Raw genomic sequence first — 25,613 nt, forward strand, 5'->3', positions numbered from 1 at the left:
TGCGGTCGTCGGGCACTTCCGAGTGTCCGACGACGCCTGAAGGGGATCGGATCAGGCCAAGCCCGGGTAGTGGCCCCGTTGGTAGTCCGACAGTTGGGAGACGGCCAGTTCGCCCCCGCCCCGGCAGATCACGCAGACACGCCGGCCGTGACATTCGCGGCAACGGGCCAGTCCGTGGGGTTCGCTGGGCACCCACCCGCGGCCGCCGCATCCGGGGCACCACCCGAGGCCTTCGCACTCGTAGCAGAGGACGTGGCCAGGCGTCACGGTGTCCGGCGTCCGTACCGGCTCCGGCCACTGGAACGGTTTCGGCGGGCGGAGCGCCAGTGCCGGGGTCTGGCCGCTGAACATCACGGCGGACGTGTGGTCGCCCGCCCGGATGCGGAGGTGGTTTCCGTCGCGGTGGGCGACGACCACGCTGCAGAGCCAGCCGCCGTCGTCCACCTCTGACGTCGTGACGTCCCAGCCGGCCGAGCGGAGGAGGACGGCCCCGCGGGAGGCGATCTCGGCGGCGGTGACCGCCGCCGGACGTTCGCCGCGGAACAGGGCCGAATAGTGGTAGCGCGGCGGCTCGTGCCAGTCGGCGACCGACGGCTCGTCGAGGAACAGCAGGCGGAGGTCGGCGCCGGGTGTCAAGTCGGTGATCAGCGCGACCAGTTGCTCACGCAGAGACCGACCCAGCCGGTCCAGTTCGCCACGTGCTTCCGACGTCTCACCCATGACAGCCCCCCGGTCCCGGAACGTACCACAGGGCCCGGCGCCGCTGGTGTCCGCAGACGATCGGGAGGTCAGGGGGATGCCGGTCGAGCGGCAGCGGTGAGGAGGTCGGGAAGGGTGCCCCGGTAGGCGGGCATCAGGGAGTTGACCTCGCGCCAGAAGCCGGGGGAGGGCGGGTGCGTGGCCAGTCGGCGGGCCACCACGGCGAGGGCGGCGGCGTGGAAGGCGGCGCGTCCGCCGCCCGGCTCCTGGACGTCGGCGTGGAAGGAGGAGGTCTGGCCGGCGTAGCCGGCGACGACGGCGGCCGGGCGGGTGTGGGCCACCGCCTGCTCGGCGGTGATCAGGCCGAGTTCGACGGCGGAGTAGACGTGGTGGATGGTCAGACCGTCCTCGCTGACCTCCGTGGTGGCGAGGACGGTCAGCGGGTCGTGCTCGGCGAGGCGGCCGGGGATCAGCGGGCCTCGGTGCCAGGTCGACGGCTGCGACGTCCGCGCCGGGGGCGGGGGTTCGGGGGCGGGCGGCCTGCGGGGCAGGTCGCGAGGTGCCGGACGGCCCGTGAGCAGGACGCGGGCGGTGGCGGGCGGGCAGTCGGGGTGGCGCGACAACAGGTAGGCGGCCAGCCGCGGCAGGCGGCGGAGCAACCCGGCCGCCGAGACCAGCGCCCAGTTCACGTGGTACGGCTCGGCCAGGATGGCCCGGCCCCGGGCGGCGTCCGCGACGGTGCGGATCTCGCCGAGGCGTTGCAGCAGCGCCCCGGTGCCGATCAGGCGCTCCTCCGCACTGGTCAGGTACGCCTCCGGGTCCGCCTCGGCGGAGGCCTCGGCGATCCGGCGGGTCGCCTCGTCCAGCGGCCGGCCCGGCGGCAGCGCGTCCAGCACTTCGCGCACCCACGCGGGTCCGCCCGCGAGCCGTACGGTGCGCCAGGCGGCAGCCCATTCGGTGGTCAGGATGAGCCCCTCCCAGCGGGAGCTGCGGCGGTCGATCAGCGCGGCGGCGGCCAGCTCGGGGTCGTCGGAGCGCAGCGCGGCGCGGTGGTGTTCCGCCTGGTAGCAGGCACCGGCGGCGACCAGGGCCGGGTTGCGGCGGCGCAGGTGGTGTTCCACCGCGATCGCCAGACGGTAGTTGTCGGCGAGCGCCGCGTCGATGCGCGGGTCGTCGAAGTCCAGCAGGCGCTGCTGCGCGGCGTGGTTGCGGACCATCTCCGCCGCGGCGCGGCGCACGGCCGGGGTGCCGTCGTCGACGGCGCTGTCGACCACGGTCGGCGGGTGCTCGTGGCCGAGGCGGAAGAAGCCGGGGTCGGTGTCGACGAGTTCGGCGAGTGCGGGCGCGCGGTGGGCGCGGGGCAGCAGCGCCACCAGGCAGCCGACGTTGAAGCGCCGCGCCTGGGTCGCGACCCTCTCGGCGTGTTCGCTGTCGGCTGTCATGGCGGGACGCTAACAGGCGGTGACGGTCGCGGGCAGCCGGTTTGCACCGGGCGCTGCCGACCTCCAGTGCACGGACGGTGACGCCCCGGGGCCGGCCGGAACAGTCCGTGGCTCCACGGGTCCATACTGGGCCGAACTGCTTGTCGAGAGGCGTCGTCCACATGGCCAAGAACTCCGCCCCACCGCGCGCCGCCGCGCGCAGGGCGCTGCTGCAACTGACCGGGGTGAGCCGCTCGTACGGCGGCCGTGAGGTGCTGCACCCCGTCGACCTCGAGCTGGCGGCCGGTGAGTGCGTGGCGCTGCTCGGGCACAACGGGTCCGGCAAGTCGACCCTGCTTCGAGTCGCGGCGGGCCGCGACCTGCCGACCGGCGGGACGGTGCGGTTCGACGGTCTGGCGATGAACGAGAACGACCCCCGGATCCGGGCCAGGGTCGCGGTCGTCGGCGACACGGTCGCCTGCTATCCCGACCTGACGGTGCGCGAGCACCTGCTGCTGGTCGCCGTCGCGCACGGGGTCGCCGACGCGGCCGACTGGGTCGCGCAGGTACTGGAGAACCGGTCGCTCACCGAGCGGGCCGACGCGCTGCCGTCCGCCCTCTCCTCGGGCCAGATGCAGGCCCTGCTGCTGGCCTGCGCACTCGTCCGGCCCCGCGACCTGCTGCTGCTCGACGAGCCCGAGCAGCGTCTCGACCCGCAGGCGCGCCGGCGGCTCGCCGAACTCCTGGCGGCGGAGCTCGCCGACGGGGTGGCGGTGCTGCTGGTCACCCACCACACCGACCTCGCGCTGGAGATCGCCGACCGAGTGGTGGTGCTGGAGGAGGGACGGATCGTCCGGCAGGGCGCGCCCGCCGAGATCCTGACGGCCGAAGCAGCCGCATCGGCCGGCGCCCGGTGAGCCGCCCCGAGGCCGTGGCCGGTCTGCCGTCCCCCACGACGGGACAGCCCACGCCCACGGACCCCATGGAGACGGCCGCGGACCCGGGCGAGGACGCGATCGCGGCCGAGTGGACGGCGGACGACGACTGGACCGACGAGGCACTGGCGCTGCTGCGCGCCCTGCGCGCACCGCACCGGCGCAACCGGGCCAAGCAGGCCGGCTTCGCGCTCTACTGCACCCTGCTCATCCTGGTGATCTGGGGCGGCATCCCCAGCCTCGGCCTCTTCCTCCAGGCGTCGATGGGCGCCGACTACACCCGGCACGGCCCCGACCTGCTGGCCGCCATGCCCAGCGGCATCGCCGCGGTCGGGCTCGCGACCCTGCTGCTGGCTGTCCGCGACGGGCTGTGGCGCGGGCCGGTGGTGCCGCCGCGGGCCACCACCGACTGGCTCCTCGCGCACCCGGTCCGGCCGCGTCCGGTGCTGCGGCCGTGGTTCTGGCTCTCCTGCGGGCTGGCCGTCTTCCCCGGGCTCGTGATCGCCGTCGGCGGCATGGTGGCGCTCGGACTGACCGAGCGCGTCGGCCTGCCCGCAGCCCTCGGCTGGTGCCTGGCCGGCGCCGTCTGCCTGCCGCTGCTGGGCGTCTGCGCCGGGCTGCTGGTGCAGCGCAGCCCGCTGGCCGCCCGCTGGGCGCGCCGGCTCACCCCGTACGTCACCGTGCTGATCCTGGCGCTCGCAGTGCAGAGCGCGCTGGCCGTCGCGGGGCACCCCGTCCGCTGGCTGGAGCGGGTGGAACTGTGGTCGGGCCCCTGGGGCTGGGCGGGGCTCGCGGCGCTGGCCCCGACGCCCGCCGCCGTTCCGGGAGGCGGGCTCGCCGCCGCCCTGCTGGTCGTGCCGACCGTGGTCTGCCTGGTGCTCGCGGACCGGGCCGCCGCCGCACTGTCGCTGCCCCTGCTGCGGGAGCGGGCCCGGACGGCGGCCGGGGTGCTGGCCGCGCTGCGGACGGTCGAGCTGCGCGCGGCACGGCTGGCCGTGGCCGGCGCGTCCGGTAGCGGCCGACAGCTCCGGGTCCGGCTGCCCGTGCCCCGGCAGTCCTGGCTGATCCTGTACTGGCGGGACGCCCTCGCACTGCTCCGCGCACCCGCACGGCTCGGTCGCGCGGTGCTGCTGACCGTACCGGCCGTGCTCTGCGCGGTGCTGGCCCACGGCACCCGGGGCGGGGTCTCCTGGGCCGTCACGGCCGTCGCCCTGCTCTTCGGCTACCTGGCCGTCGCCCAACTGCTGGAGCCCGCCCGGATCGAGACCGACGACGTGCGCCGGGCATCCTGGTCCCCCTACCCGTTCGCCGGTCTCATGCTGCGCCATGCGGTGGTGCCCGCCGTCCTCGGCCTCGTCCTGGCGGCAGGGGGAGCGGCCGTCGTACTCGCGTCCGGCGGAGGGTCGGCGGCCTGGCTCGCGCCCCTCGCCGTGCCGGCCCTGGTCGCGGCCGGGCTGGTGAACGCCTGCCGCGGGGCGGCCCGCCGCGATCTGCTGTACCGCTCGTCGCAGGCGGCCGGCGGGAGCATCGGGACGGTGGTGTTCGCCGCCTGGTACGCGGCCGGTCCGGCCGTGGCCGTGCCGGTGCTGGCCCTGCCGTTCTCGGCGGCGCTGCGCAGCGGGTCGGCGGGCTCTCTGAGCCAGGCGACCGCGGTCGGTCTGGTCCTGGCTGTCGCGCTGCTGCGGTGGGCGTGGGTCAGGGCGGGCAAGCTGCCCGCGCAGGCGCGGCCCGGCACGGTGGGCCGGCCGTAGGTCCGGCGGCGGCCGGTCAGCAGACGGCGGTGAGCGAGTCGACGAGGATGCCGAGTCCCTCACTCGCCTCGTCCTCGGCGAGGGTCAACGGGGGAGCCATCCGCAGGGTGTGGCCGTACAGGCCCCCCTTGCCGATGAGCAGGCCCCGCCGCTTCGTCTCCTCCAGGACCCTGGTGGCCAGCGCCGGGCTGGGCGCCCCGCTGTCGGGGTCCACCAGGTCGACGGCGAGCATCAGGCCCTTGCCCCGGACGTCGCCCACGGCCGGGAGCTTGTCGACGGCGGTGCGCAGGCCGTCGATCAGTAGCCGGCCGAGGTGTTGGGCGTTGGCCTGGAGGTCGTGCGCGAGCAGGAAGTCGAGGGTCGCCTTCGCCGCCGCCGTCGCGATCGGGTTGCCACCGAAGGTGGAGATGCCGTTGGCCGGAAGGGCGTCCATCAGCGCGCCGTCCGCGACGACCCCGCCGATTGCGAAGCCGTTCCCGAGGCCCTTCGCGAAGGTCATCACGTCCGGAGTGACGCCGTGGGCCTGGATGCCCCAGAAGTGCTCCCCGGTACGGCCCCAGCCGGTCTGCACCTCGTCGGAGACCAGCAGGATCCCGTGCTCGTCCAGGATCTCCCGGTACCTCGCGAGGAGCCCGTCGGGTGCGGCGGTGAAGCCGCCCACACCCTGGACGGGCTCCGCGATCAGGCAGGCGACGTCGGTGGCGGTGGCCGTGGCGATGACCTGCCGCAGGTCGTCCGCGCAGAAGGTCAGGTACTCCTCGTCCGACAGGTGCGGGAAGCGGTCGCGGTCGGTGCCGTGCAGGTAATGCACGTTGACGGGCGACAGCGAGGAGTTCTTCCAGCCCCGGTTGCCGGTGACGGCCATCGCCCCGTACGAGCGCCCGTGGTAGCTGTTGCGCAGGGCGAGCACCTGGTCGGAGCGGCGGGCGTTGGTGGCGAGCAGCAGCGCGGTCTCGTTGGCCTCGGTCCCGGAGTTGGTGAAGAAGACCTTGGCGTTCGCGATGCCCGACAGCGCCGCGATCTGCTCGGCCAGCTCCACCTGGGAGCGGATGAGGTACAGCGTGGAGGTGTGCGCCACCCCGGTGCGCAGCTGCCGTTCGACGGCCTCGCGCACCTCGGGCACGTCGTAGCCGAGCATGCTGGTGAGGATCCCGGCGAAGAAGTCGAGGTACGTGCGCCCGTCGGAGTCCGTGACGCGGCAGCCCTTGCCGCTCACGATCTCGATCGGCTGGTCGTAGTAGAGCGACAGCCACGACGGCATGACCGCGCGATGGCGGCCGAGCAGGTTCGGCATGCGAGGGTCCCACTTCCGCGCAGACGCTTTCCGGCACGCTACCCCGGAGCGGCCCGTACGAACGCCAGGCGGGGCCGACACCCCGGCGGCCGGCTCGCGCGGTGGCGGCAGCGGCCGGAGAGGAACGGGCCGCCCCGTTGTCCGTCAGGACGGTGTCGACCTCGAAGCCGCGCGCCGACCGGATGGGGGAGCGTCCGGCCGGCGCGCGGGGCCGGGTCAGCCGGACGCCCGGACGCCCAGCCGCAGGGTGAGGATCTGGAACGGCCGCAGCGACAGCCGTACCTGTCCGGGCTCCGCGTGCACCGCGGACGGGGCCCCGGTGGACTCGATCGGCCGTTCCAGCAGGTCGGTGACGGTCACCGAGGCCAGCGGGAAGCCGGTGGTCAGGGTGGCGTCGGTCCGGCGGCCGTGGGCCTCGTAGAGGCGGAGGACCACATCACCGGAGCGGTCGTCGGCGAGCTTGACCGCCTCGACCACGACGGCCTCCCGGTCGACGGCGACCAGCGGTTCGACCGGCCCGGCGCCGGTGACGGTCCGCTCGGGCAGGTTGAGGTGGTACCCCTCGCGGACGGCGTCGGCGAGGTCGGCGCCGACGACCAGGGCGTACTGCAGCCGGTGACGGCCCTGGTCGGCGTCCGGGTCCGGGAACCGGGGGGCGCGCACCAGGGTGAGCCGCACCGTGGTGGTGGTGCCGTCGTCGGTACGGACGTCGCGGGTGACCTCGTGCCCGTACGTCGAGTCGTTGACCAGGGCCGCGCCCCGGTCCCGCTCGCCGACGTGCAGGAAGCGGTGGGCGCAGATCTCGAACTTGGCTGCGTCCCAGCTGGTGTTGGTGTGGGTGGGACGCTGGACGTGGCCGAACGGGATCTCGGCGCTGGAGTGGTCGGCCCGCAGGTCCAGCGGGAAGGCCGCCTTGAGCAGCTTCTCGGTCTCGTGCCAGTCGATGACGGTGTCGACGTCGAGGCGGCGGGAGCCCTCGCGCAGGGTGAGCAACTGCTCGATCCGGGAGGCGCCGAAGGTGCGGACGACCCGGACGCCGGCCTCGGTCGCGGTCACCGACTCGGCCTCGCGCAGGTCCTGGACGGTGTTGCGGTAGAACTCGTCGATGTCCCAGGCGTCGTACTCGTTGGGGAAGTCCTGGTGCAGCTGCAGCAGGTTGGCCACCGCGCCGGGCGGCAGCAGCTCCGGGCCGGCCGCCAGGTCGCGGGCCGAGACGACCAGGCCGTCGGCGTCGATCACGATCCGGACCAGCCCGTTGTCCAGGACGAAGCCCTCGCCGTCCCGGACCGGGGCGACCGGCTCGCCACCGCTCCCGGAGCGGACCGCGGCGCCGAAGGAGGGAACGCCCTCGCGGGGATAAGGGGAGCCGTTGAAGACCACCGTCCGCTCGCCGGCACCGGCCAGGGCCCGCTGCGCGGTGTCCACGATGCCCTCCAGCTCGGCGAGCACGGCCTCGTACGTCCGCTCGGCCTCGCGGTGGACCCAGGCGATGGAGGAGCCGGGCAGGATGTCGTGGAACTGGTGCAGCAGCACCGTCTTCCACAGCCGGTCCAGCGCCTCGTACGGGTAGCTCAGGCCCGTGCTCAGGGCGGCGGCGGCCGACCAGAGTTCGGCCTCGCGCAGCAGGTGCTCGCTGCGCCGGTTGCCCTGCTTGGTGCGCAACTGGCTGGTCAGGGTGCCGCGGTGGAACTCCAGGTAGAGCTCGCCGACCCAGACGGGTGCGTCGGGGTACTCGGCCTCGGCGCGGGTGAAGAACTCCGCCGGGGACTCGATGGTGAGCCGCGGCGAGCCCTCCAGGTCGGTGAGGCGGGCGGCGCGGCCCAGCATCTCGCGGGTGGGGCCGCCGCCGCCGTCGCCGTAGCCGAACGGCAGCAGCGAGCGGTTGGCCGGGCCCTTGTCCTGGAAGTTGGCGACGGCGTGGGCGAGTTCGGCGCCGCTGATGTCGGCGTTGTAGGTGTCGACGGGCGGGAAGTGGGTGAAGATCCGGGTGCCGTCGATGCCCTCCCAGCGGAAGGTGTGGTGGGGGAACTTGTTGGTGGTGTTCCAGGAGATCTTCTGGGTGAGGAACCAGCGCACCCCGGCGAGCTTCATCAGCTGCGGCATGGCCGCGTTGTAGCCGAAGGTGTCGGGCAGCCACATCTCCTCGGTCTCGACCCCGAACTCATCGAGGTAGAACCGCTTGCCGTGGATCAGCTGCCGGGCGAACGCCTCGCCGCCGGTGATGTTGGTGTCGGGCTCCACCCAGAGGCTGCCCACGGGGAGGAACTGCCCGCTCTTCGCCTTCTCCTGGACGCGGGCGTACACCTCGGGGCGCTCGTCCTTGAGCCAGGCCAACTGCTGGGCCTGGGACATGGCGAACAGGAACTCCGGGTGGTCGTCCATCAGGTGGGTGACGTTGGAGACGGTGCGGGCCACCTTGCGGACGGTCTCGCGCAGCGGCCACAGCCAGGCGGTGTCGATGTGCGCGTGCCCGACGGCGGAGATCCGGTGGGCACTGGGCGCGGCCGGCGAGGCCAGGGCGGGGCGCAGCACCTCCCGCGCGGCCGGGGCACTGCCGCCGATGTCCCGGAGGTCGACGGCGTCCAGGGCGCGGTCGATGGTCTCCAGGAGCTGCCAGCGGCGCGGGTCCGCCTCGGACAGTTGGTGCATCAACTCGCCCAGGACATCGAGGTCCTGGGCGAGGTTCCAGACCTCGGTGTCGAAGACGGCGAGGTCCAGGCGGAGCAGCCGGTAGAGCGTGTCGCCGGAGTGCCCGGCCCCGGTGACCCACGACGGTACGTCGCCGAGCGCGGTCGGCAGGTGGTCGTCGCACAGGACCGGGTTGGCGGCGGTCTCGATGTAGTAGGTGAACTCCTCGCCGCCGACGGCCGGGTCGGCGATCGGCAGCCAGGCGTTGCGCGGGTTGACGCCCTTCACCACGCTGCCGTCGGGCCGGTACGCCAGGCCCTCGCTGGAGAAGCCGGCGCCGGTGCGGTTGAAGCCGAGGTCGAGGACGGCCTCGACCCGCTGTCCGGCCCACTCCTCGGGGACCCGGCCGCTGATCCTGAACCAGCTGGTCGACCAGGCCGGCCCCCACCGGTGGCCGACCGAGACCGGCCGGTACGGCGCGGCCAGGCCCTGGGCGACCGGCACCGGCTCGCCGGGGACGTTCCAGACCCCGACCGTGAGCGGCACGGTCCGGGCGTGGACGGCGGGTCGGATGCGCTCGGTGAGTACGCGCTTCAGGCGCTGCTCGACGAGGCGTTGCTTGCTGTGCACGGGGCTACTCCGTGGTTGATCCGGGGCTGGGGCTCGGGGGACGGTGCTCGTCCGGTCACTCGTCGCGGGGGCCCAGGTCGGGCCGGTCCCTCAGCTCGACGGTGGAGGTGGCGGAGGCGTGGAGTTCGAGGACGGTGATCTCGTTGCGGCCGGGACGCAGGACCGGCGCAGGGACGTACAGGGTGGTCTGCGGGCCGCGGGAGCAGTAGCGACCGAGCGGGAAGCCGTTGACCCACACCAGGCCCTTGGTCCAGCCGGGCAGGGCGAGGTAGCCGTCGGCGGGCCGGTCCACGGTGAAGGTGCCCAGGTGGAAGGCCGGGCCGACCACAGGGGCGGCGGGGATGAAGGCGAGGGCGTCGAGGGAGTCCAGGGGCAGCGGGCGGCTGGTCCAGTCGGCGAGGGCCTCGCCGTTGACGGTGACGCGGCCGAGCAGTCCCTTGCGGTCGTGGATGGCGGTGCCGTAGTTGACCCGGCCCTGGTTCTCCACCAGGACCGCGAGGTGGGCGCCGTGCCGGGGGGCGGTGAAGGCGAGGGCGTGCTCGTGGTTCTCGCGCTCCAGGACGCCGACGGGCTGCCCGTCGACGAAGACCTGGGCGCGGTCGCGGACCTCGTCGATCCGCAGCACGGCGGGCCCGGCGGCCGGCAGCACGGCCTCGTACAGCACGAAGCCGAAGGACTGGCCGAGCTGTTCCATGGTCAGCGGGCGGTCGGCGATGACCGCCCGGCCGAACAGGTGCGCCTGGTCGAGCAGGCTCGCGCAGGAGTCGAGCTCGATGTCGGTCGGGACGAGCTTCGCCGCCGGGGCGGGAAGGGGCTCGTCGGGGACGGGCGCGTACTTCGCGATGACCTCGCGGAACGCCTCGTACTTGGGGGTGGGGTCGCCGGCCTCGTCGAGCAGCGCGTCGTAGTCGTAGGAGGTGACGGTGGGCCGGTAGGTGCCCTTGTCGTTGGCGCCGTTGGTGAAGCCGAAGTTGGTGCCGCCGTGCAGCATGTAGATGTTGACGGAGGCGCCGGCGGCGAGCAGCCGGTCCAGGTCGGCGGCGGCGTCGGCGGGGCTGCGGGTGATGTGGACGGCACCCCAGCGGTCGAACCAGCCGATCCAGAACTCGGAGCACATCAGCGGTCCGGTCGGCTGCTGCCTGCGCAGCTCGGCGAGCCCGGCGTCCACCCGGCTGCCGAAGTTGGCGGTGCGCAGGACGCCGTCCAGGCCGCCGCGGGCCAGGTCGGACGGCTGGTCGCAGGTGAACAGCGGGACGTCCACGCCGTGGGTGTGCAGCAGCTCGGCCAGGTCGGCGAGGTAGCCGGCGTCGTCGCCGTAGGCGCCGTACTCGTTCTCCAACTGGACGGCGATGATCGGCCCGCCGCTGGTGGACAGGTACGGCTTGAGCGGCGGGAGGAGGTCGGCGAGGTAGTCGTCGACGGCGCCGAGGAAGCGGGGGTCGCGGCTGCGCAGCTCGATGCCGTCCTCGGCGAGCAGCCAGGAGGGCAGGCCGCCGCCCTCCCACTCGGCGCAGATGTACGGGCCGGGGCGGAGCAGGACGTGCAGTCCTTCGGCGGCGGCCAGGTCGAGGAAGCGGGGCAGGTCGAGACCTCCGTCCAGCCGGAATTCACCGGGCCGGGGGGCGTGGAGGTTCCACGGGACGTAGGTCTCGACCGTGTTGAGCCCCAGCAGCCGTGCCTTGTGGAGCCGGTCGGCCCACTGCTCCGGGTGGACGCGGAAGTAGTGCAGTCCGCCCGAGATGATGCGCAGCGGTCGGTCGTCGAGGCGGAAGCCGTCGGCGGCGATCTCCAGTCGAGGCATGGCTCTGGTGCTCCTAGGAGGTGGGGGTGGGGGTCAGTGGAGGGGGCGGCAGAGCAGGGCGTCGGGGGTGTCGTGGTACTTCTGGCTCGACGACCAGTTGAAGGCGACGCCGGCGAGGTACTCGTCGGTGTCGCACTGGCCCTTGGCGTCCCAGGGTGCCCAGTCGCTCCTGGCCTGCTTGTCGGTCGGGGCCGGGTTGTCACCACGGTCGAACCAGACGACGCGGTTGCTGGTTCCGAGGCTCGCGGCCACGGGCTGGCACATCACGCTGGTGAACGCGGTGTCCCACATGCTGTAGCCGGCCACCATGGTGCCCTCCGGGCACTGGGCCTTCTCCCAGCCCGGGGCCCAGTCGTCGGTCATGTACTTGGCGTCGGTGACGACCTCCCAGTCGTCGTTGGTGATCGCGGGCTCGTTGACGTTGGTGCACAGGCCGCGGTGCTTGTAGCGGCTGAGACCGATCAGGCGCTCGCCGTCCGGGCAGGAGCCCTGGAGGTTGCCGGGGGTCTTGATCGGGAAGTTGGCGCGGACATAGGACGAGGCGTTCTGGTTGCCGTGGTCGAGGTTGATCATGTTCCAGCGCTCGGCCTTGGCGACCTTGCCGGTCTTGCCGCCCGCGGTGACGAGCTTGTTCCAGTCGGCGGCACGCCAGTCGCCGCCGTCCTCCAGGCCGGTGCGCTTGCCGTTCGCGGCGTAGGACAGGGCGGCCCAGTTGTCGTTGGGCTTGCCGCTGCTGTTGGCCCAGCCGACCAGCGGCCAGATCGCGAAGTCGGTGTCGTTCTTGACCAGGATGTCGGTGAACCGGCGGAACCAGTCCTTCTCCTTGGCGTCGGTCTGGCCGATTCCGGCGGTGCCGAACTCGCTGACCCACACCGGCGCGGTGAAGTGCTGACCGGACTCGGTGACGAACAGGGCCTCGTCGTTGACGGCCTTCTCGAGGTCCTCGGGGCTGAGGTCGCGGTAGCGGGGGTCGTTGGTCTCGCCGTTCTGCCAACCGCCGGAGGCGCCGGTGTGGTTGGGGCCGGTGAAACCGTAGAAGTGGACGGAGTAGACCAGCTTGTTGGAGTACATCAGGGTGTTGGACATGTTCCGCACCGGCTCGAGATTCGGGCGCCAGTGGGCGAACATGCCCGACGGGATGCCGACCCAGTTGATGCCCTCCATGATGATCAGCATGTCGGGATCCTTGTCGAGGATCCGGTTGCCGGTCTCCTGGTACGCGGCGTACGCGTCGTGGTCGTCGCCCCAGTCCCAGTTGGGGTCGTCGGTGCCGTCGCGGCGGATCTCGTTGCGCAGGTCGGCGCCGACCACGCGCTTGTTGTCCTTGTAGCGCTCCACCATGAACAGCCAGTCGTCCTCCCACTTCTGGGCGGACTGGCCCTTGTTCCAGCGCTCGTTGCCGTCCAGGCCGCAGCACCAGTGGTAGGTGGTGGTGTGGTTGTTGAGGACGACGGCGAAGCCGTCGGCGGTGAGCGCCTTGACGACCGCGTCGTAGACCTCCAGCGGGGTCTTGTCCCGCAGCTGCGGGTTGGCCGCCACCGCCGAGTCGGGCACGGTGTCCTCGTTGTCGATCATCTCGTCGGCGTACGGCAGGCGGATGGTGTTCAGGCCCAGGGCGTGGAAGTCGGCGAGGATCTTGGCGATCGGCACCCGGTCCAGGCCCATCGGGATGTTGTTGGAGACCTCGCCGGCCTGGTTGTTGGCCGGGTCGCCGGCGTCGCCGGAGCCGAGGTAGTGGCTCTGCGCGCCGTCCCAGTTGCCGGCCTTGAGCTTGAAGCGGTTGCCCTTGGCGTCGACGACGTAGCGGCCCTGGGTGGAGAGCGGGCCGGTCCAGGACGCGGCCAGCTGCTTGCCGGTCAGCGCGACCGGGGCGCTGCCGGCGGCGGCCGCCGGGGAGACGACGGCCACCGGGCCGGGGACGGCGCCGATCAGCAGGGCTCCCGCAACCAGCGTCGCGGGCAGGGCCCGGGTGACGGCTGCTCTGAGGAAGCGGTTGGGCATGGTGGATCGCATGGTGCTGCCCTCCAGGGCGTGGGTGGGGGAGGTGTTGCACGACCGGACCGGTGCGGGGTCCGGAGCCAGGAGGAACGTCGAAGGATCTGTCGGCCGTCGAGTCGGCCCCTGAGTCAGCCCTTGAGGCCGGTGGTGGCGATGCCTTCGACGATGTACCGCTGGGCGATCAGGAACATCGCGACCAGCGGAGCGATGGTGACCACAGCGCCGGCGAACAGGCCGGGCAGGTTGATGGTCTGCGAGGTGAGGAAGGTCGACAGCGCGATCTGGGCGGTCCACGAGGACGGGTCCTGCCCGATGACCAGCGGCCACAGGAAGGCGTTCCAGCTGTCGATGAAGGCGAGCGCCCCGAGCGAGGCGAGCATCGCGCCCGAGGAGGGCAGGGCTATCCGCCGGTAGAGGCCGAGCCAGCCGAGGCCGTCGAGGCGTCCAGCCTCCTCGATCTCGGCCGGGAACTGCAGGTAGAAGTTGCGGAACAGCAGGACCGCGAAGGGGTTGAACAGGCCGGGGACGATGACGCCCCAGAGCGTGTTCACGCCGCCCATCGATCCGACCACCACGAAGGTGGGCACGAAGGTGACCGAGCCGGGGATCATCAGCGTCGCGATCACCAGGGCCAGCAGCGCACCGCGGCCGGGCACCGGGATGCGGGCGAAGGCGTAGCCGGCGGCGGAGGCGAGCAGGGTGGACAGCGGGGCGGTGATCCCGGCGATCAGCAGGGAGTTGCCGAGGGCCTGGCCCATGTGCAGGGTCGGGTCGGAGAACAGCGCGGTGAAGTTCTCCCAGTGCATCTGCGCGGGCCACCACGTCCACTCGGGCGAGGTGAGGCCCTTGGTGTCCATCAGGGCGTTGCGCAGCATCAGGTAGAACGGGGTCAGGAAGAGCACGGTCAGCACGCCGACCAGCAGGCCGCGGGCACCGGGGCGCAGGCGCTTGAACAGGGTGGTCATCGGCGTCACTCCTCGCCCTTGCCGAAGCCGGTGAGCCGGCCCTGGATCAGCGTCACGGCCACGATCAGCGCGGTGAGGACGAAGGCCCCGGCCGATCCGAGTCCGTAGTTCTGACTACCCATCGAGGTGTTGTAGAGGTAGACCAGCGGGGTCTGCACGGGGGCGGTGGCGGTGCCGGACAGTCCGCTGCTGAACAGGTTGTAGAACTCGTCGAACGCCTGGAAGGCGGCGATGAACTGGAGCATCAGCACCGCGACCGAGGTGTTGCGCAGCATCGGCAGGGTGATCCGCATGAGCTTGCGGAAGCCGGTGGCGCCGTCGAGTGCGGCGGCCTCGTCGATCTCCTTGGGGATGGCCTGCAGGCCGGCCAGGAAGAGCACCATGTAGAAGCCGACCTGCAGCCACAGCCGCAGGGTGACCAGGACGATCCAGTACAGCGGCGGGTCGGTGGTCTGCAGCCAGGGGACGGAGTCCATGCCGAACCAGCCGCCGACCATGTTGGCGATGCCCGCCGGGAGCCCGTTGAACAGGCACATCTTCCACACCAGCGAGGCCGCGACGTAGGAGACGGCGGTGGGGATCAGGAAGGCGGTCCGGACCACGGCGCGGCCGCGTCGGACGCGGTTGACCAACAGCGCCAGGCCGAGCGAGACGACGAAGGTCACCGGCACGATGAACACGGTGAACAGCAGGATCTTTCCGAGCGAGCTGCGGAACGTGTCGTCGGAGAGCAGTTGCCGGTAGTTGTCCAGACCGACCCACTGGCCGAGCGCGATGGTGCCGTGCGCGTTGCTGAGGCTGAGCAGGAAGCTCCAGCCGATGGCGACGTACTTGAAGATCCCGAGCCCGATCAGCATCGGGGCGGTGAGCAGTGCGAACGCTCCCCAGGTCCGCAGGTCGGCGGGCCTGCGGCGGCGGGCCGGGGCGGGGCCCCGCGGCGTGGCCGCGGGGCGCCCGGCTCGCTCGGAGCGCTCGGTGGTGTCCGAGGTGGGTGCGTTCATCAGGTGTGCTGCTTGTCCAGGGCGGTCTGGGCCTGCTTGGCCGCGTCCGAGAGGAGCTGGGCGGCGTCGCCCTGCCCGCTGACGATCTTCTTGGCGGCGGCGGAGAACGGGGTGGAGACCTCGCTGTCCCAGGTGTTGGGGTTGTGCTTGCCGTACTTGGCGGCGAGCTCGACGGTCTCCTTGGCCGCGCCCTGGGCGAGCTTGTCCGCGGCGGCCGCGACCGAGGCGCGCGGCGGGACGTGGAAGCCGTAGCTCTCCGACCAGTCCTTCTGCAGGTCGGTCTGGTCGACCCAGAGCCACTGGACGAACTTCTTCGCCGCGTCCACGTGCTTGCCCTTGGCGTTGACGCAGGCCGTCCAGCCGCCGACGCGCAGCACCGGGCTGCCGCCGGCCTTGAACGCCGGCCAGGGCAGGACGCCGAAGTCGTCGCCCAGCGCGGTCTTGATCGCGGGCATCGCCCACAGGCCGCACCACTGCATCGGCACGACGTTCTGGATGAGGGCGGACGGGTCCCACCAGTCGGTGGTGAAGCCGAGCAGCAGGGACTGGTCGTCGGCCAGCCGCTTGAGGGCGGCCACCGCCTCGGCGGCCTGCGGGGAGTCGAAGACGACCTTGCCGTTGGTGACCAGGTCGCCGCCGTTGGAGAGGACGGCGAGGGCCGGGGTGTCGCCGAGGCCGTCGTTACCGACGAACAGACCCTTGGTGTTCTTGGTGGTCAGGGCCTTGGCGGCGGCGGCGAGCTCGTCGAAGGTGGTGGGCGGGTTGATGCCCGCCTTGGCGAGGGCGCTCTTGCGGTAGTAGAGCATCATGACGTCGTCGATCATCTTGACGCCGTAGAGCTTGCCGTCGACCGTCATGTAGTCGAGGTTGCCCTGGCTGAAGTCGGACTTCGCGCTGCCGTACACGTCGTCGAGGGCAGCGAGCTGGCCGCGCCGGGCCATGGCCTGGCTGAAGTCGCCGATCTCGAAGACGTCCGGCGCGCCGTCGGTGAGCAGGGCGGAGTTGAGCTTGGCGCCGTAGTCGCCGGGGGTCCAGGTGACCTTGACCGCGATGTCCGGGTTGGCCTTGGTGAAGGCCTCGGCGTACCGGGTGAGAGCCTGCTGGGTGCCGGCCTCGCCGTAGGCGTGGGACCAGACGTTCAGGGTGGTCTTCGCTCCGGAGGAGTCACCGCCGGTGGGGCTGGTGCTGCAGCCGACCGCCGCGCCGGCGACGAAGAGCAGGGAACCGCCGAGGAATCCGCGTCGGCTAAGCTGCGGTCTGTGTGCACTCATGTCGCATCCTTGAGGGGTGGGGTGGGTGTATCGGTCCGGTCGGTGTCCGCCGTCAGTTGCTGCCAGGCAATGACGGACACCGACCGAGGCGTGCCGCGTGCTACGGGAAGAGCGCCTGGATGCCCAGGATCGCGGCTCCTCTGGCCCATTCCTCCCAGGGGAGCGGGCGCAGGGTCAGTGGGCACTTCGCCGCGGCTTTGAAGCAGTGGGCGGCGTAGGCGTCCTTGATGTGTACTCCGAAAAGGTCGTAGGTGTCGAGACCCTCTCCGGTCACGACGACCCGCTCCGGACCGAGCAGATTGACCAGGATGGCGATGCCGGTGCCGATCGCCCGGCCGGCCCGGGCGAAGGCGTCGCGGGCGGCCGGGTTTCCGCTGCGGGCGAGCTGGACGACCCCGTCGAAGTCGAGGTCCTCGTCGCCGGTGGCGTCGCGGACCGCGTCGCGGATGGCGTCGCTGGAGGCGATCGCCTCCACGCAGCCGGTCTGGCCGCAGTGGCAGACCGGTCCGGCAGGGTCGATGGAGAGGTGGCCCATCTCGCCGGCGACGCCGTAGGCGCCCGTGATCAGCTGGCCGTTGACGACCAGTCCGGAGCCGATGCCCGCGCCGATGGTGACCAGCGCGAAGTACTCGGTGCCGATGCCCTCGCCGAACCAGTGCTCGGCGACGGTGAGCGCCTTGACGTCGTTCTCGACGGTGACGTTCAGGCCGGTCGCCTTCGCCACCGCCTCGGCGAGCGGGACGTCCCGCCAGCCCGGGAGGACGGAGTAGCGGACCCGGCCGGCGGCGCGGTCGACGTCGCCGGAGACCGCGATCCCCAGGTGGCGGGTGCGTTCCCGGAACGCCGGGTCGGCGTCCAGGACGATCCCGACGAGTTCGCACAGCAGCCCGCAGACGGCCTCCGGGCTCCGGTCCTCCCCGAGGGAACGACCGGCGGTGGCCCGCATGCCCGCCCGCAGGTCGCAGACCGTGACGAACAGGGCGTCGGCACTGATCTTGACCCCGACGAAGAACTCCCGGTCGACCGTGACCGCCAGCGGATTCACCGGACGGCCGGCCCCCGGGGCGGTACGCTCCGGGGGGAGTTCGTGCAGGTAGCCGTCGTCGATCAGCGGCCGTGCGGACTTGGTGATCGCGGTGGACGACAGTCCGGTGCGACGCGCCAGCTCCACCCGGCTGAGCGGACCCTCGGTCAGCAGCAGGGCAAGGATGGCAGTCTCGGCCGGTGCGGTGACCAGCGGCTGTGCATGGTTCGGAAACACGGCTGCAACCTACAGCCAAATAAATAACTTCGTCCAGTATTGATTTCAGCAGGCTCCCAGCCTACTCTCAGGACACTTCCATGCCCGTCATGCACACCCGGACCCCGCCGGACGGCAGCCTTCGCGCCCCGGCCCCCGGTCCGCCACCCCCTGACCTCCCGGGATACCACTCGTGCCTGCCGCCACCCCTGCCGTCAGCTTCGACCCCGCCCTCGGACTCGCCGTCCTGCGCACTCCGAACAGCGTCTACGCGATCCGCATCGGCGCCGACGGCAGTCCGCGCCACCTGCACTGGGGGCCGGTCCTCGACCCCGCCGCGCTCACCGCCCCCCACTCTCCCGCCGACAGCAGCTTCGAGGCCGAGGCCGCCGCCGACGAACTCGCCCCGCAGACCGGCGCCCGCTTCGGCCCGGCCGGCCTGCAGGTCCGCTTCGCGGACGGCACGATCGGCGCCCAGTGGGACTTCCTCGGCCCCCGCATCACCGGCGGCGAACTGCGCCTGCGCCTCGCCGACCGCCGCTACCCGCTCGCCGCCGACCTCTGCTACCGGGTCCGCCCCGACAGCGACGTCATCGAGCGCTGGACCGAACTCACCCACACCGGCGAGGACGCGCCGATCACCGTCCACCGCCTCGACTCGGCCTCCTGGACGCTGCCGCGCCTCGCCGACTACCGGCTCAGCCACCTGGTCGGCGGCTGGAACAGCGAGTTCCAGCTGCAGCGCGACCGCCTCCCGGTCGCCGAGACCACCCTCACCAGCCGCCGCGGCCTCACCGGCCACCACGCGAGCCCCTGGCTGGCCCTCGACGACGGCACCGCCGACGAGGAGTACGGCGAGGTGTGGAGCACCGCCCTGGCCTGGAGCGGCAGTTGGCGGATCACCGTGCACCGCGACCCGGTCGGCCGCACCACCTGGACCGGCGGCTTCGGACACGAGGGCCTCAGCTGGCGGCTCGCCCCCGGCGAGACCCTGCACACCCCCGTCTTCTCCGGCCTCTACAGCGCCGACGGCTTCGGCGGCGCCAGCCGCGCCTGGCACGCCCACGTCCGCTCCCAGGTGCTGCCGGAGCCCGAAAGAGACCGGCCGGTCCTCTACAACTCCTGGGAGGCCACCGGCTTCGCCGTCGACGAGGCGGGCCAGCGCCGGCTGGCGAAGCTCGCGGCGGGCCTCGGCGTGGAACTCTTCGTGCTGGACGACGGCTGGTTCGGCGCCCGCACCAGCGACCTGGCCGGCCTCGGCGACTGGACGCCCCGCCCGGCCGCCTTCCCCGACGGGCTGCGGCCGCTCGCCGACGAGGTCCACCGCCTGGGCATGGACTTCGGGCTCTGGGTCGAGCCCGAGATGGTCAACCGCGACAGCGACCTCTACCGCGCCCACCCCGACTGGGTCGTCCACACCCCCACCCGGGACGCCACCGAACTGCGCAACCAGCTCATGCTGAACTTCGCCCTCCCCGAGGTCGAGGCCTGGGCCCACGCCACCCTCGACCGGCTGGTCGCCGAGAACGGCGTGGACTGGATCAAGTGGGACGCCAACCGCCCCGTCACCGAGGCCGGCCGGCCCGGCCACCCGGACCCCGACCGCCTGTGGATCGACCACACCCGCGCCGTCCACCGGATCATGGACCGGCTCCGCGCCGACCACCCCGGCCTGCGGATCGAGGCCTGCGCCGGCGGCGGCGCCCGGGTCGACCTCGGCGTGCTGGCCCGTACCGACCAGGCCTGGACCTCCGACAACACCGACCCGGTCGACCGGATCTCCATCCAGCACGGCTTCAGCCAGCTGCTGCCCGCCCAGGCCATGGCCGCCTGGGTCACCGACAGCCCCAACGTCACCACCGGCCGTACCACCCCGCTCCGCTTCCGCTTCCACGTCTCCATGGCCGGCGCGCTCGGCCTCGGCGGCGACCTCACCCACTGGACCGAGGAGGAGCTGACCGAGGCGGCCGAACTGGTCGCCCGCTACAAGGAGATCCGCCCCCTGGTCCAGCGCGGCGAGCAGCACCGCCTCACCGGGAGCGGCGGCGTCACGGCCGTCCACTACGCGGCCGCGGACGGCGCCGAGCACGCCGTACTCGCCTTCCGACCGACCACCCGCTTCGGCCACCAGCCCGCCCCGCTGCGCCTGCCCGCCCTGGACTCCCGGGCCCGCTACCGCGACCTGGACACCGGCGAGGAGTACGGCGGCGCCCAGCTGCGACACCGCGGCATCGAGCTGCGGCTGCCCGCCGGCGACCACGCCAGCCGCCTGATCCGGCTGCGCCGGGTCGACTGACCGACCGGGTCGGCCGGGACGGCGTACCGGCTGCCCCGGGCCTCCCGGCCGACCCGGTCCTCCACCCGCGCCGCTCGACCACCACCGGACGGCCCGTCCCCTCCCTCGCGGCGCAGACCACCCCGTGACCCCGAACCTCGGCCCGGCAGGCCGGGGCCAGAATCGAGGCATCCCCATGAGCCCTGTCGTCCCTGACACGAGCCGGCGAGGGTTCCTCGCGGCCACCTCGATGCTCTTCGTGGCCGGCGCGGCGGTGACGGGCTGCAGTCCGTTCACCTCCGGCCCCGAGATCACGCTGCAGCAGTGGTACCACGCCTACGGCGAGGCGGGCACGAAGGAGGCGGTCAAGCGCTACGCCGCCGCGTACACCAAGGCCCACCCGAAGGTGGCCATCAACATCACCTGGGTGACGAACGAGTACGAGGCCCACGTCACCTCCATGCTGGAGGCGGATCGCGGGCCCGACCTGTTCGAGTTCGCCGACTTCCGCCGCCGGCTCGTCCTCGACGGGCGCGTCGCCCCGCTCGACGACGTCATCCGGGACTACCAGGTGGAGTTCAGCCGCAGCACGCTCGACGTCGCCACCGTGAACAACCGGATCTACGGCATCAAGATGGTCGACGACATCATGATGCTCTACTACCGCAAGAGCGCCCTCGCCAAGGCCCGCGTCAACCCGCCGACCACCTTCGACGAACTGGTCCACGCCGCGAAGGTGCTGACCGGCAACGACCGCAAGGGCCTGTACATCGGCGCCAACGGCATCGGCGACGCCGGCTACCTGCTGCTGTGGTCCGCCGGCCAGGAACTCGTCCAGGGCAACCGGGTCGCCTTCAACACCCCCGAGGCCGCCCAGGCCCTCGCGGGCCTGCGCCGCCTGACCGAGTCCAAGGTGCTGCTGAAGGACCTTCCCAGCGACTGGCAGGATCCGGCTCCCTTCATCCAGGGCGCCGTCGCCATGCAGTGGTGCGGCCTGTGGGCGATGCCCGCCATCGACAAGCAGCTCGAGGACGACTACGGCGTCCTCCCCTGGCCCGCCTTCGGCACCTCCGGCGCGCCCGTCACTCGCGTCGGCGGCTGGTACCAGCTCGTCAACGCCAAGAGCGCCCACCTGGAGGAGGCCAAGAAGTACGCCGCGTGGCTGTGGCTGCAGCAGAGCGCCATCCAGAAGGACTTCTCCGTCAGCTACGGCTTCCACGTCCCCGCCCGCTCCACCGTGGCCGCCACCACCGTGCAGCTGGTCAGGAACGCCGCCGCCGACAACACCGTCGACCTCGCCCGACGCTACGGCCGGTCCTTCCCCAACATCTGGAACGCCGGCGGGACGGCCTTCGACACCGCCCTCACCGCCATCGCAGCCGGCTCCGACCCGGCCGGAGAGCTGTCGAGAGCCTCGGCCTCATGCCAGACCGACCTCGACCGCCAACAGGGCTGACCGCCGCCCCGCCGACGTCGCGCCGACCGGGCTGCGACGGACGGTCCGGGGGCCGGAGCCAGCGTCGGACGACAACAGGTCAGGTGATCGCAGTGCCGGGCGCGTACGCCCACCCCGCAGGTCGACCGGGAGCCATCCGGTTCGTCGGCCGTCGAAGAGAGCTCGACCTGCTCCTCTCCGCCCTGCGGCATCCCCCCGCGGTGGTGCTGGTCGAGGGCGAGGCGGGCATCGGCAAGTCCCGTCTGCTCAGCGAGGCGACCGCCGTGCTCCGCGACGAGGGCCGCCCGGTACTGACCGGCTTCTGCCACCCGCTGCGCGAACCGCCGCCCTACGGCCCGGTGGTGGACGCCCTGCACAAGTCCGCCCCCGGGCCGCCCGCGACCTTCCTCCCGCCGGCCACCGGCGCCCTCGCCCGGCTGCTGCCCGACCTCGCGCACCTGTGGCCGCCCGCGCCCCCGTCCGCGCAGAGCGCCCGGTCCGGGCAGGACGCCTGGGCCGAACGCCGCGAACTGCTCCAGTCCGTCCGCTCCTACCTGACCGCGCTCGGATCGGCGGTCCTCGTCGTCGAGGACGCGCACTGGATCGACGGGTGCAGCCGGGACCTGCTCCTCCAGCTCGCCCGCGACCTGCCCGAACGGCTCGCGCTGGTGATCAGCTACCGCGCCGAGGACCTGCCGCCGAACACCCCGGTCCTCGGCACCGCCTACCGCCACCAGCCCGGCACCGGCGGAACGACCCTCCGCCTCGGCCCGCTCACCAGGGCCGACGTACGGGAACTCGCCACCGCCGCACTCGGCCACCCCGCCACCCCGGCCCTGAGCGCGCTGCTGTACGAGCGCAGCGAGGGGCTGGCGGTGGTCGTCGAGGAGGATCTGATCACCCTTCGGGACCTCCCGGACGGCCCGCTCACCGGGCCGGAGGCCTCCGCCCGGCTCCGGGAGGCCGGTGTCCCGCGGGGCCTGATCGAGGCCGTCGTCGAACGGTGCTCCGGGCTGTCGCCGGCCGGCCGGGCGATCGTCTCAGCGGCCGCGGTGCTGGCGGTCCCGGCACCCGAGGCGCTGGTCAGCGCGGTGGCCGGGCTCGATCCCGAGCCCGGTGCCGAGGGCCTCGTCGAGGCGCTCCAGGCCTCGCTCCTGCACGAGTCCGGCAACCAGCAGTACGCCTTCCGGCGCCACCTCGCCCGGCAGGTCGTCTACCACCGCATCCCCGGCCCGCGGCGGTCCCGCATGCACGCCCGCGCCGTCGCCGAGCTGGAGCGCCTCGGATCCGCGCCGTCGGCCCAGCTCGCCCGGCACCAGCTGGCGCTCGGCGACCGGCAGAGCTGGCTGCTGCGCGCCCGCGAGGCGGTCGACCACGCCGTCGCCACCGGCGACCTCGAGGCCGCCGCGCCGCAGCTGCGCCGGATCCTGAGGCGGCCGGAGACCGATCCCGCGCTCCGCTCGCACGCCGCGACGGCGCTGGCGAGGCTCACCGCCTGCGGCACCGCCCACGAGCCCGACCTCGCGCTGCTGCGGCAGATCCTGGCCGATCCCCGGCTCCCCACCGAGGTCAGGGGCGAGATCCGGCTGGGGCTCGGCCTGTTCGAGGCGAACCGCGCCGGGGTGGCGGCCGGGTCCCGCGACCTCGCGACGGCCGTCGAGGAGCTGGCCGACCGGCCGGCGCGGGCCGCGCGGGCCATGATCGCGCTGGCTGTCGACGAGCGGACCGATCCGGCCGTCCGTCGCGGCCGGCTGGAGCGGGCCGAGCGGGCCGTCCGCGACACGCCGGACGGCGCCGAGGCCGCCGCCGTCCGGGCCACCGCGCTGACGCTGCGGGCCTGGCAGGCGGACCCGTCCGTGTGGGCCACGCTGGCGCGACTTCCCCGGCAGGCCGCAGACCTCGCCGTCCTCCAGCAGACCGCGCGGGCCCTGCACAATGCCGCCGACGCCGCGACCGAGCTCGGCCACGACCGGCGCGCCGCCGATCTGCACGCCGAGGCGATCCAGCTGGCGAAGACCGCCTCCTACCCCGTCGTCGAGTCCTACGCGGAGGTCGGCCTGCTCCGCCTGGACGCGCTGGCCGGCCGCTGGGACGGCCTCTGCGAGCGATATGCCGCCGTCGTGGACCACCAGCCGGCCGCCGCCCTCGCCCGGGCCGAGGACGCGCTGTTCCGCGGCGTCCACGCCGCCGCACACGGTCGGCGCGCCCGCGCGGTCGAGTACTTCGCCCGGGCCGCCGAGGCCGGCCGGTACCGGCACACCCTGAGCGTGGCCACCCGGGCGGCGGCCGGACTGGCCGGCCTCGAACTCGCCCGCGGCGCCGCCGACCGGGCCCGGGCCGTCGCCGACCCGGCCCTCGCCGAGGTCCGCCGCGCCGAGGCCTGGCCGAAGGCCGGCGGACTGGTCCCCGTCGCCGTCGAGTCGGCGCTGCTGCACGGCGAACCGGAGGCGGCCCGGCGGCTGGTCGACGAGGTCGAGCGGAGCCTGGCCGGCCGGGACGCGCCCGCGGCCACCGCCGAACTGCGCCTGGCCCAGGGCCTGCTGCGGGAACTCGCGGCCCCCGACGCGGCCGCCGAGCACTTCGCGGCCGCCCGCCGGATCTGGCAGGAGATGGGCCGCCCCCACCAGGCGGCCCGCGCGGCCGAACTCCAGGCCCGCGCCATCGCCCGCACCTGCCCAGAGCGGGCCGCCGAGCCACTCGCCGCAGCCGTCGACGGCTACGCCGCGCTCCAGGCCACCGCGGACCTCGCCCGGACCCGCCGAATGCAGCAGCAGCTTGGCCTCGCCCGGCCTGCGGCCACCGGCCGACGCGGCTACGGTGACCAGCTCTCCCCGCGGGAACGCGAGGTCGCGGCACTCCTCGCCCAGCACGCCACCAACCAGGAGATCGCCGACGCGCTCTTCCTCTCGCCCCGGACCGTGGAGCAGCACGTCGCCAAGGTCCTCAAGAAACTGGACACCACCCGGAGTGCCATCGGAACCACCCCGCCCAGCACCTGATCACCGTCCGAGCCGTGGCCCTGGTATCGATACCATCCGGCGACCGAAAGAGGAGCTGCCTCCCAGCATGACGCTGCAGGTACGGCCAACCCCGGGGGTGCGAGGAACTGCGCGACCAGCCCGGCAGCACGTGGTTGCACGGCTGGTCGCGCAGTTCCTCGCGCCCCTGAGTGGGTGGCCGCACATCTGCCCTCTTGGTAACGTTACCGAACGCGCCACTCGGCCCGCGAGGACGACGAAGGGGGTTGGCACCACCATGGCCACCCGGCCCACGATGAAGGACGTCGCCGCCGAGGCGGGTGTCGGCGTGATGACGGTCTCCCGGGTCGTCAACGGCGACCCCGGGGTCGCCCCGGCGACCGCCGCCCGGGTGGAGGAGGCCGTCCGCAAGCTCGGCTACCACCGGGACGACGTGGCGCGCCAGCTGCGCCGCACCAACCAGCTCAGCCAGACCATCGGCCTGATGGTGGACCATGTCGCCGACCCGTTCATGGCCGCCATCGCCTCGGCCGCCGAGGACGTCGCCCGCCAGCACGGGAGCGTGGTCCTCATCGGGTCCAGCCGCGACGACCTCCGGCGGGAACGCGAGGTCGTGGCCGCCTTCACCGCCCGCCGCGTCGACGGCATGGTCCTCACCCCCGTGGTCGGCAGCCACCGCTTCCTGCGGTCCACGATCGAGCAGGGCACCAAGGTCGTCTGCGTGGACCGTGCCGCTCCCGGACTGGACGTGGACACCGTGGTCGTCGACAACTTCGACGCCGTACGGGACGCCGTCCAGCGGCTGATCGCCAACGGCCACCGGCGGATCGGATACCTCGGCGACCGCCAGGAGATCTGGACGGTCGGCGAGCGCCACCGGGGGTACCTCGCCGCGCTGGAGGCCGCCGGTATCGACGCCGACCCGGCGCTCGTCCGGCACGGGCTGCGCTCCGGCCCCGAGGCGGCCACCGCCGTCACCGAGCTCCTCGCAGCACCCGAACCCCCCACCGCCCTCCTGGCCGGCAACGTCGTCGTCGCCATCGGCGCCCTGGCGGTACTGCCACCGGACATCGCGTTCATCGGCTTCGACGACTTCGCCCTCGCCGCGCGGATGACGCCTCCGGTGACGGTCATCGCCCAGGATCCGGTCGCGATCGGCACGACCGCGGCCCACCTGCTCTTCGCCCGCATCCACGGGGACACCTCCCCGCCCCGCACCGTCGTCATGCCCACCACCCTGATCCCGCGCGGTTCCGGCGAGATCCCCGGGCCCTACGCACAAGGAAGCTGA

At 73.0% G+C, this 25,613-nt stretch carries 16 protein-coding genes; 6 read left to right on the forward strand and 10 right to left on the reverse strand.

What is annotated here, in order from left to right; translation table 11 throughout:
* Positions 1-51: 51 nt before the first annotated feature.
* On the reverse strand, positions 52-720 hold the full coding sequence (locus FHR36_RS12250) for a hypothetical protein (protein ID WP_253796349.1): 669 nt from the start codon (positions 718-720) through the stop codon (positions 52-54).
* A gap of 68 nt (positions 721-788) precedes the next feature.
* Positions 789-2,141, reverse strand: coding sequence for a hypothetical protein (locus FHR36_RS12255; protein WP_253796350.1), 1,353 nt, complete (start codon positions 2,139-2,141; stop codon positions 789-791).
* 161 nt (positions 2,142-2,302) lie between these two features.
* Here FHR36_RS12255 and FHR36_RS12260 point away from each other — a divergent pair, with 161 nt between their 5' ends.
* Together FHR36_RS12260 and FHR36_RS12265 are read left to right on the forward strand one after the other, a co-directional pair.
* Positions 2,303-3,037 carry an ABC transporter ATP-binding protein gene (locus FHR36_RS12260; RefSeq protein ID WP_253796352.1) on the forward strand — a complete coding sequence of 245 codons (735 nt, stop codon included), beginning with the start codon at positions 2,303-2,305 and terminating at the stop codon, positions 3,035-3,037.
* A 65-nt stretch (positions 3,038-3,102) separates the two neighbouring features.
* Positions 3,103-4,806 carry a hypothetical protein gene (locus tag FHR36_RS12265; RefSeq protein ID WP_253796353.1) on the forward strand — a complete coding sequence of 568 codons (1,704 nt, stop codon included), beginning with the start codon at positions 3,103-3,105 and terminating at the stop codon, positions 4,804-4,806.
* A gap of 16 nt (positions 4,807-4,822) precedes the next feature.
* Here FHR36_RS12265 and FHR36_RS12270 read toward each other — a convergent pair whose 3' ends face one another.
* The 8 genes from FHR36_RS12270 to FHR36_RS12305 form a co-directional block, all read right to left on the reverse strand.
* On the reverse strand, positions 4,823-6,100 hold the full coding sequence (locus tag FHR36_RS12270; RefSeq protein WP_253796354.1) for an aspartate aminotransferase family protein: 1,278 nt from the start codon (positions 6,098-6,100) through the stop codon (positions 4,823-4,825).
* Positions 6,101-6,316: 216 nt separating this feature from the next.
* A complete protein-coding gene (locus tag FHR36_RS12275) occupies positions 6,317-9,358 on the reverse strand; it encodes an alpha-mannosidase (protein WP_253796355.1) in 3,042 nt (1,013 codons plus the stop codon).
* A 55-nt stretch (positions 9,359-9,413) separates the two neighbouring features.
* Positions 9,414-11,159, reverse strand: a complete 1,746-nt coding sequence (locus FHR36_RS12280) for a glycoside hydrolase family 35 protein (protein WP_253796356.1) — start codon at positions 11,157-11,159, stop codon at positions 9,414-9,416.
* Positions 11,160-11,192: 33 nt separating this feature from the next.
* The gene (locus tag FHR36_RS12285) at positions 11,193-13,172 is read right to left on the reverse strand and encodes a glycoside hydrolase family 5 protein (protein ID WP_253796357.1); all 1,980 of its coding nucleotides are present in this window, start codon (positions 13,170-13,172) and stop codon (positions 11,193-11,195) included.
* Between the two features lie 113 nt (positions 13,173-13,285).
* Positions 13,286-14,122, reverse strand: a complete 837-nt coding sequence (locus FHR36_RS12290; protein WP_253796358.1) for a carbohydrate ABC transporter permease — start codon at positions 14,120-14,122, stop codon at positions 13,286-13,288.
* Positions 14,123-14,127: 5 nt separating this feature from the next.
* Entirely contained in the window at positions 14,128-15,123 is a 996-nt protein-coding gene (locus FHR36_RS12295) for a carbohydrate ABC transporter permease (protein ID WP_253796359.1), read from the reverse strand.
* On the reverse strand, positions 15,123-16,394 hold the full coding sequence (locus FHR36_RS12300) for an ABC transporter substrate-binding protein (RefSeq protein ID WP_253796362.1): 1,272 nt from the start codon (positions 16,392-16,394) through the stop codon (positions 15,123-15,125). The genes FHR36_RS12295 and FHR36_RS12300 overlap by 1 nt, the downstream gene beginning before the upstream one ends.
* A gap of 100 nt (positions 16,395-16,494) precedes the next feature.
* Positions 16,495-17,655: an ROK family protein gene (locus tag FHR36_RS12305; RefSeq protein WP_253796365.1), complete on the reverse strand. Its 1,161-nt coding sequence runs from the start codon at positions 17,653-17,655 to the stop codon at positions 16,495-16,497.
* Positions 17,656-17,827: 172 nt separating this feature from the next.
* On the opposite strand from FHR36_RS12305, the gene FHR36_RS12310 reads away from it, so the two are divergent.
* The 4 genes from FHR36_RS12310 to FHR36_RS12325 all read left to right on the forward strand — a co-directional run bounded on the left by FHR36_RS12310 (position 17,828) and on the right by FHR36_RS12325 (position 25,613).
* Positions 17,828-19,930, forward strand: a complete 2,103-nt coding sequence (locus tag FHR36_RS12310) for an alpha-galactosidase (RefSeq protein WP_253796366.1) — start codon at positions 17,828-17,830, stop codon at positions 19,928-19,930.
* A gap of 175 nt (positions 19,931-20,105) precedes the next feature.
* Positions 20,106-21,365 (forward strand): ABC transporter substrate-binding protein, encoded by a 1,260-nt coding sequence (locus tag FHR36_RS12315; RefSeq protein ID WP_253796367.1) that lies wholly within the window; start codon positions 20,106-20,108, stop codon positions 21,363-21,365.
* Positions 21,366-21,448: 83 nt separating this feature from the next.
* Positions 21,449-24,343, forward strand: a complete 2,895-nt coding sequence (locus FHR36_RS12320; protein ID WP_253796369.1) for an ATP-binding protein — start codon at positions 21,449-21,451, stop codon at positions 24,341-24,343.
* A gap of 256 nt (positions 24,344-24,599) precedes the next feature.
* The gene (locus FHR36_RS12325; RefSeq protein WP_253796370.1) at positions 24,600-25,613 is read left to right on the forward strand and encodes a LacI family DNA-binding transcriptional regulator; all 1,014 of its coding nucleotides are present in this window, start codon (positions 24,600-24,602) and stop codon (positions 25,611-25,613) included.

Origin of the sequence: Kitasatospora cinereorecta (genome assembly GCF_024172095.1) — a bacterium.
GTDB classification, from domain to species: Bacteria; Actinomycetota; Actinomycetes; order Streptomycetales; family Streptomycetaceae; genus Kitasatospora; species Kitasatospora cinereorecta.

Bases quoted from the DNA above. Each gene is read 5' to 3' on its own strand.
- FHR36_RS12250 (WP_253796349.1), bottom strand. From the start codon at position 720: ATGGGTGAGACGTCGGAAGCACGTGGCGAACTGGACCGGCTGGGTCGG.
- FHR36_RS12255 (WP_253796350.1), bottom strand. From the start codon at position 2,141: ATGACAGCCGACAGCGAACACGCCGAGAGGGTCGCGACCCAGGCGCGG.
- FHR36_RS12260 (WP_253796352.1), top strand. From the start codon at position 2,303: ATGGCCAAGAACTCCGCCCCACCGCGCGCCGCCGCGCGCAGGGCGCTG.
- FHR36_RS12265 (WP_253796353.1), top strand. From the start codon at position 3,103: ATGGAGACGGCCGCGGACCCGGGCGAGGACGCGATCGCGGCCGAGTGG.
- FHR36_RS12270 (WP_253796354.1), bottom strand. From the start codon at position 6,100: ATGCCGAACCTGCTCGGCCGCCATCGCGCGGTCATGCCGTCGTGGCTG.
- FHR36_RS12280 (WP_253796356.1), bottom strand. From the start codon at position 11,159: ATGCCTCGACTGGAGATCGCCGCCGACGGCTTCCGCCTCGACGACCGA.
- FHR36_RS12285 (WP_253796357.1), bottom strand. From the start codon at position 13,172: ATGCGATCCACCATGCCCAACCGCTTCCTCAGAGCAGCCGTCACCCGG.
- FHR36_RS12290 (WP_253796358.1), bottom strand. From the start codon at position 14,122: ATGACCACCCTGTTCAAGCGCCTGCGCCCCGGTGCCCGCGGCCTGCTG.
- FHR36_RS12295 (WP_253796359.1), bottom strand. From the start codon at position 15,123: ATGAACGCACCCACCTCGGACACCACCGAGCGCTCCGAGCGAGCCGGG.
- FHR36_RS12300 (WP_253796362.1), bottom strand. From the start codon at position 16,394: ATGAGTGCACACAGACCGCAGCTTAGCCGACGCGGATTCCTCGGCGGT.
- FHR36_RS12315 (WP_253796367.1), top strand. From the start codon at position 20,106: ATGAGCCCTGTCGTCCCTGACACGAGCCGGCGAGGGTTCCTCGCGGCC.
- FHR36_RS12325 (WP_253796370.1), top strand. From the start codon at position 24,600: ATGGCCACCCGGCCCACGATGAAGGACGTCGCCGCCGAGGCGGGTGTC.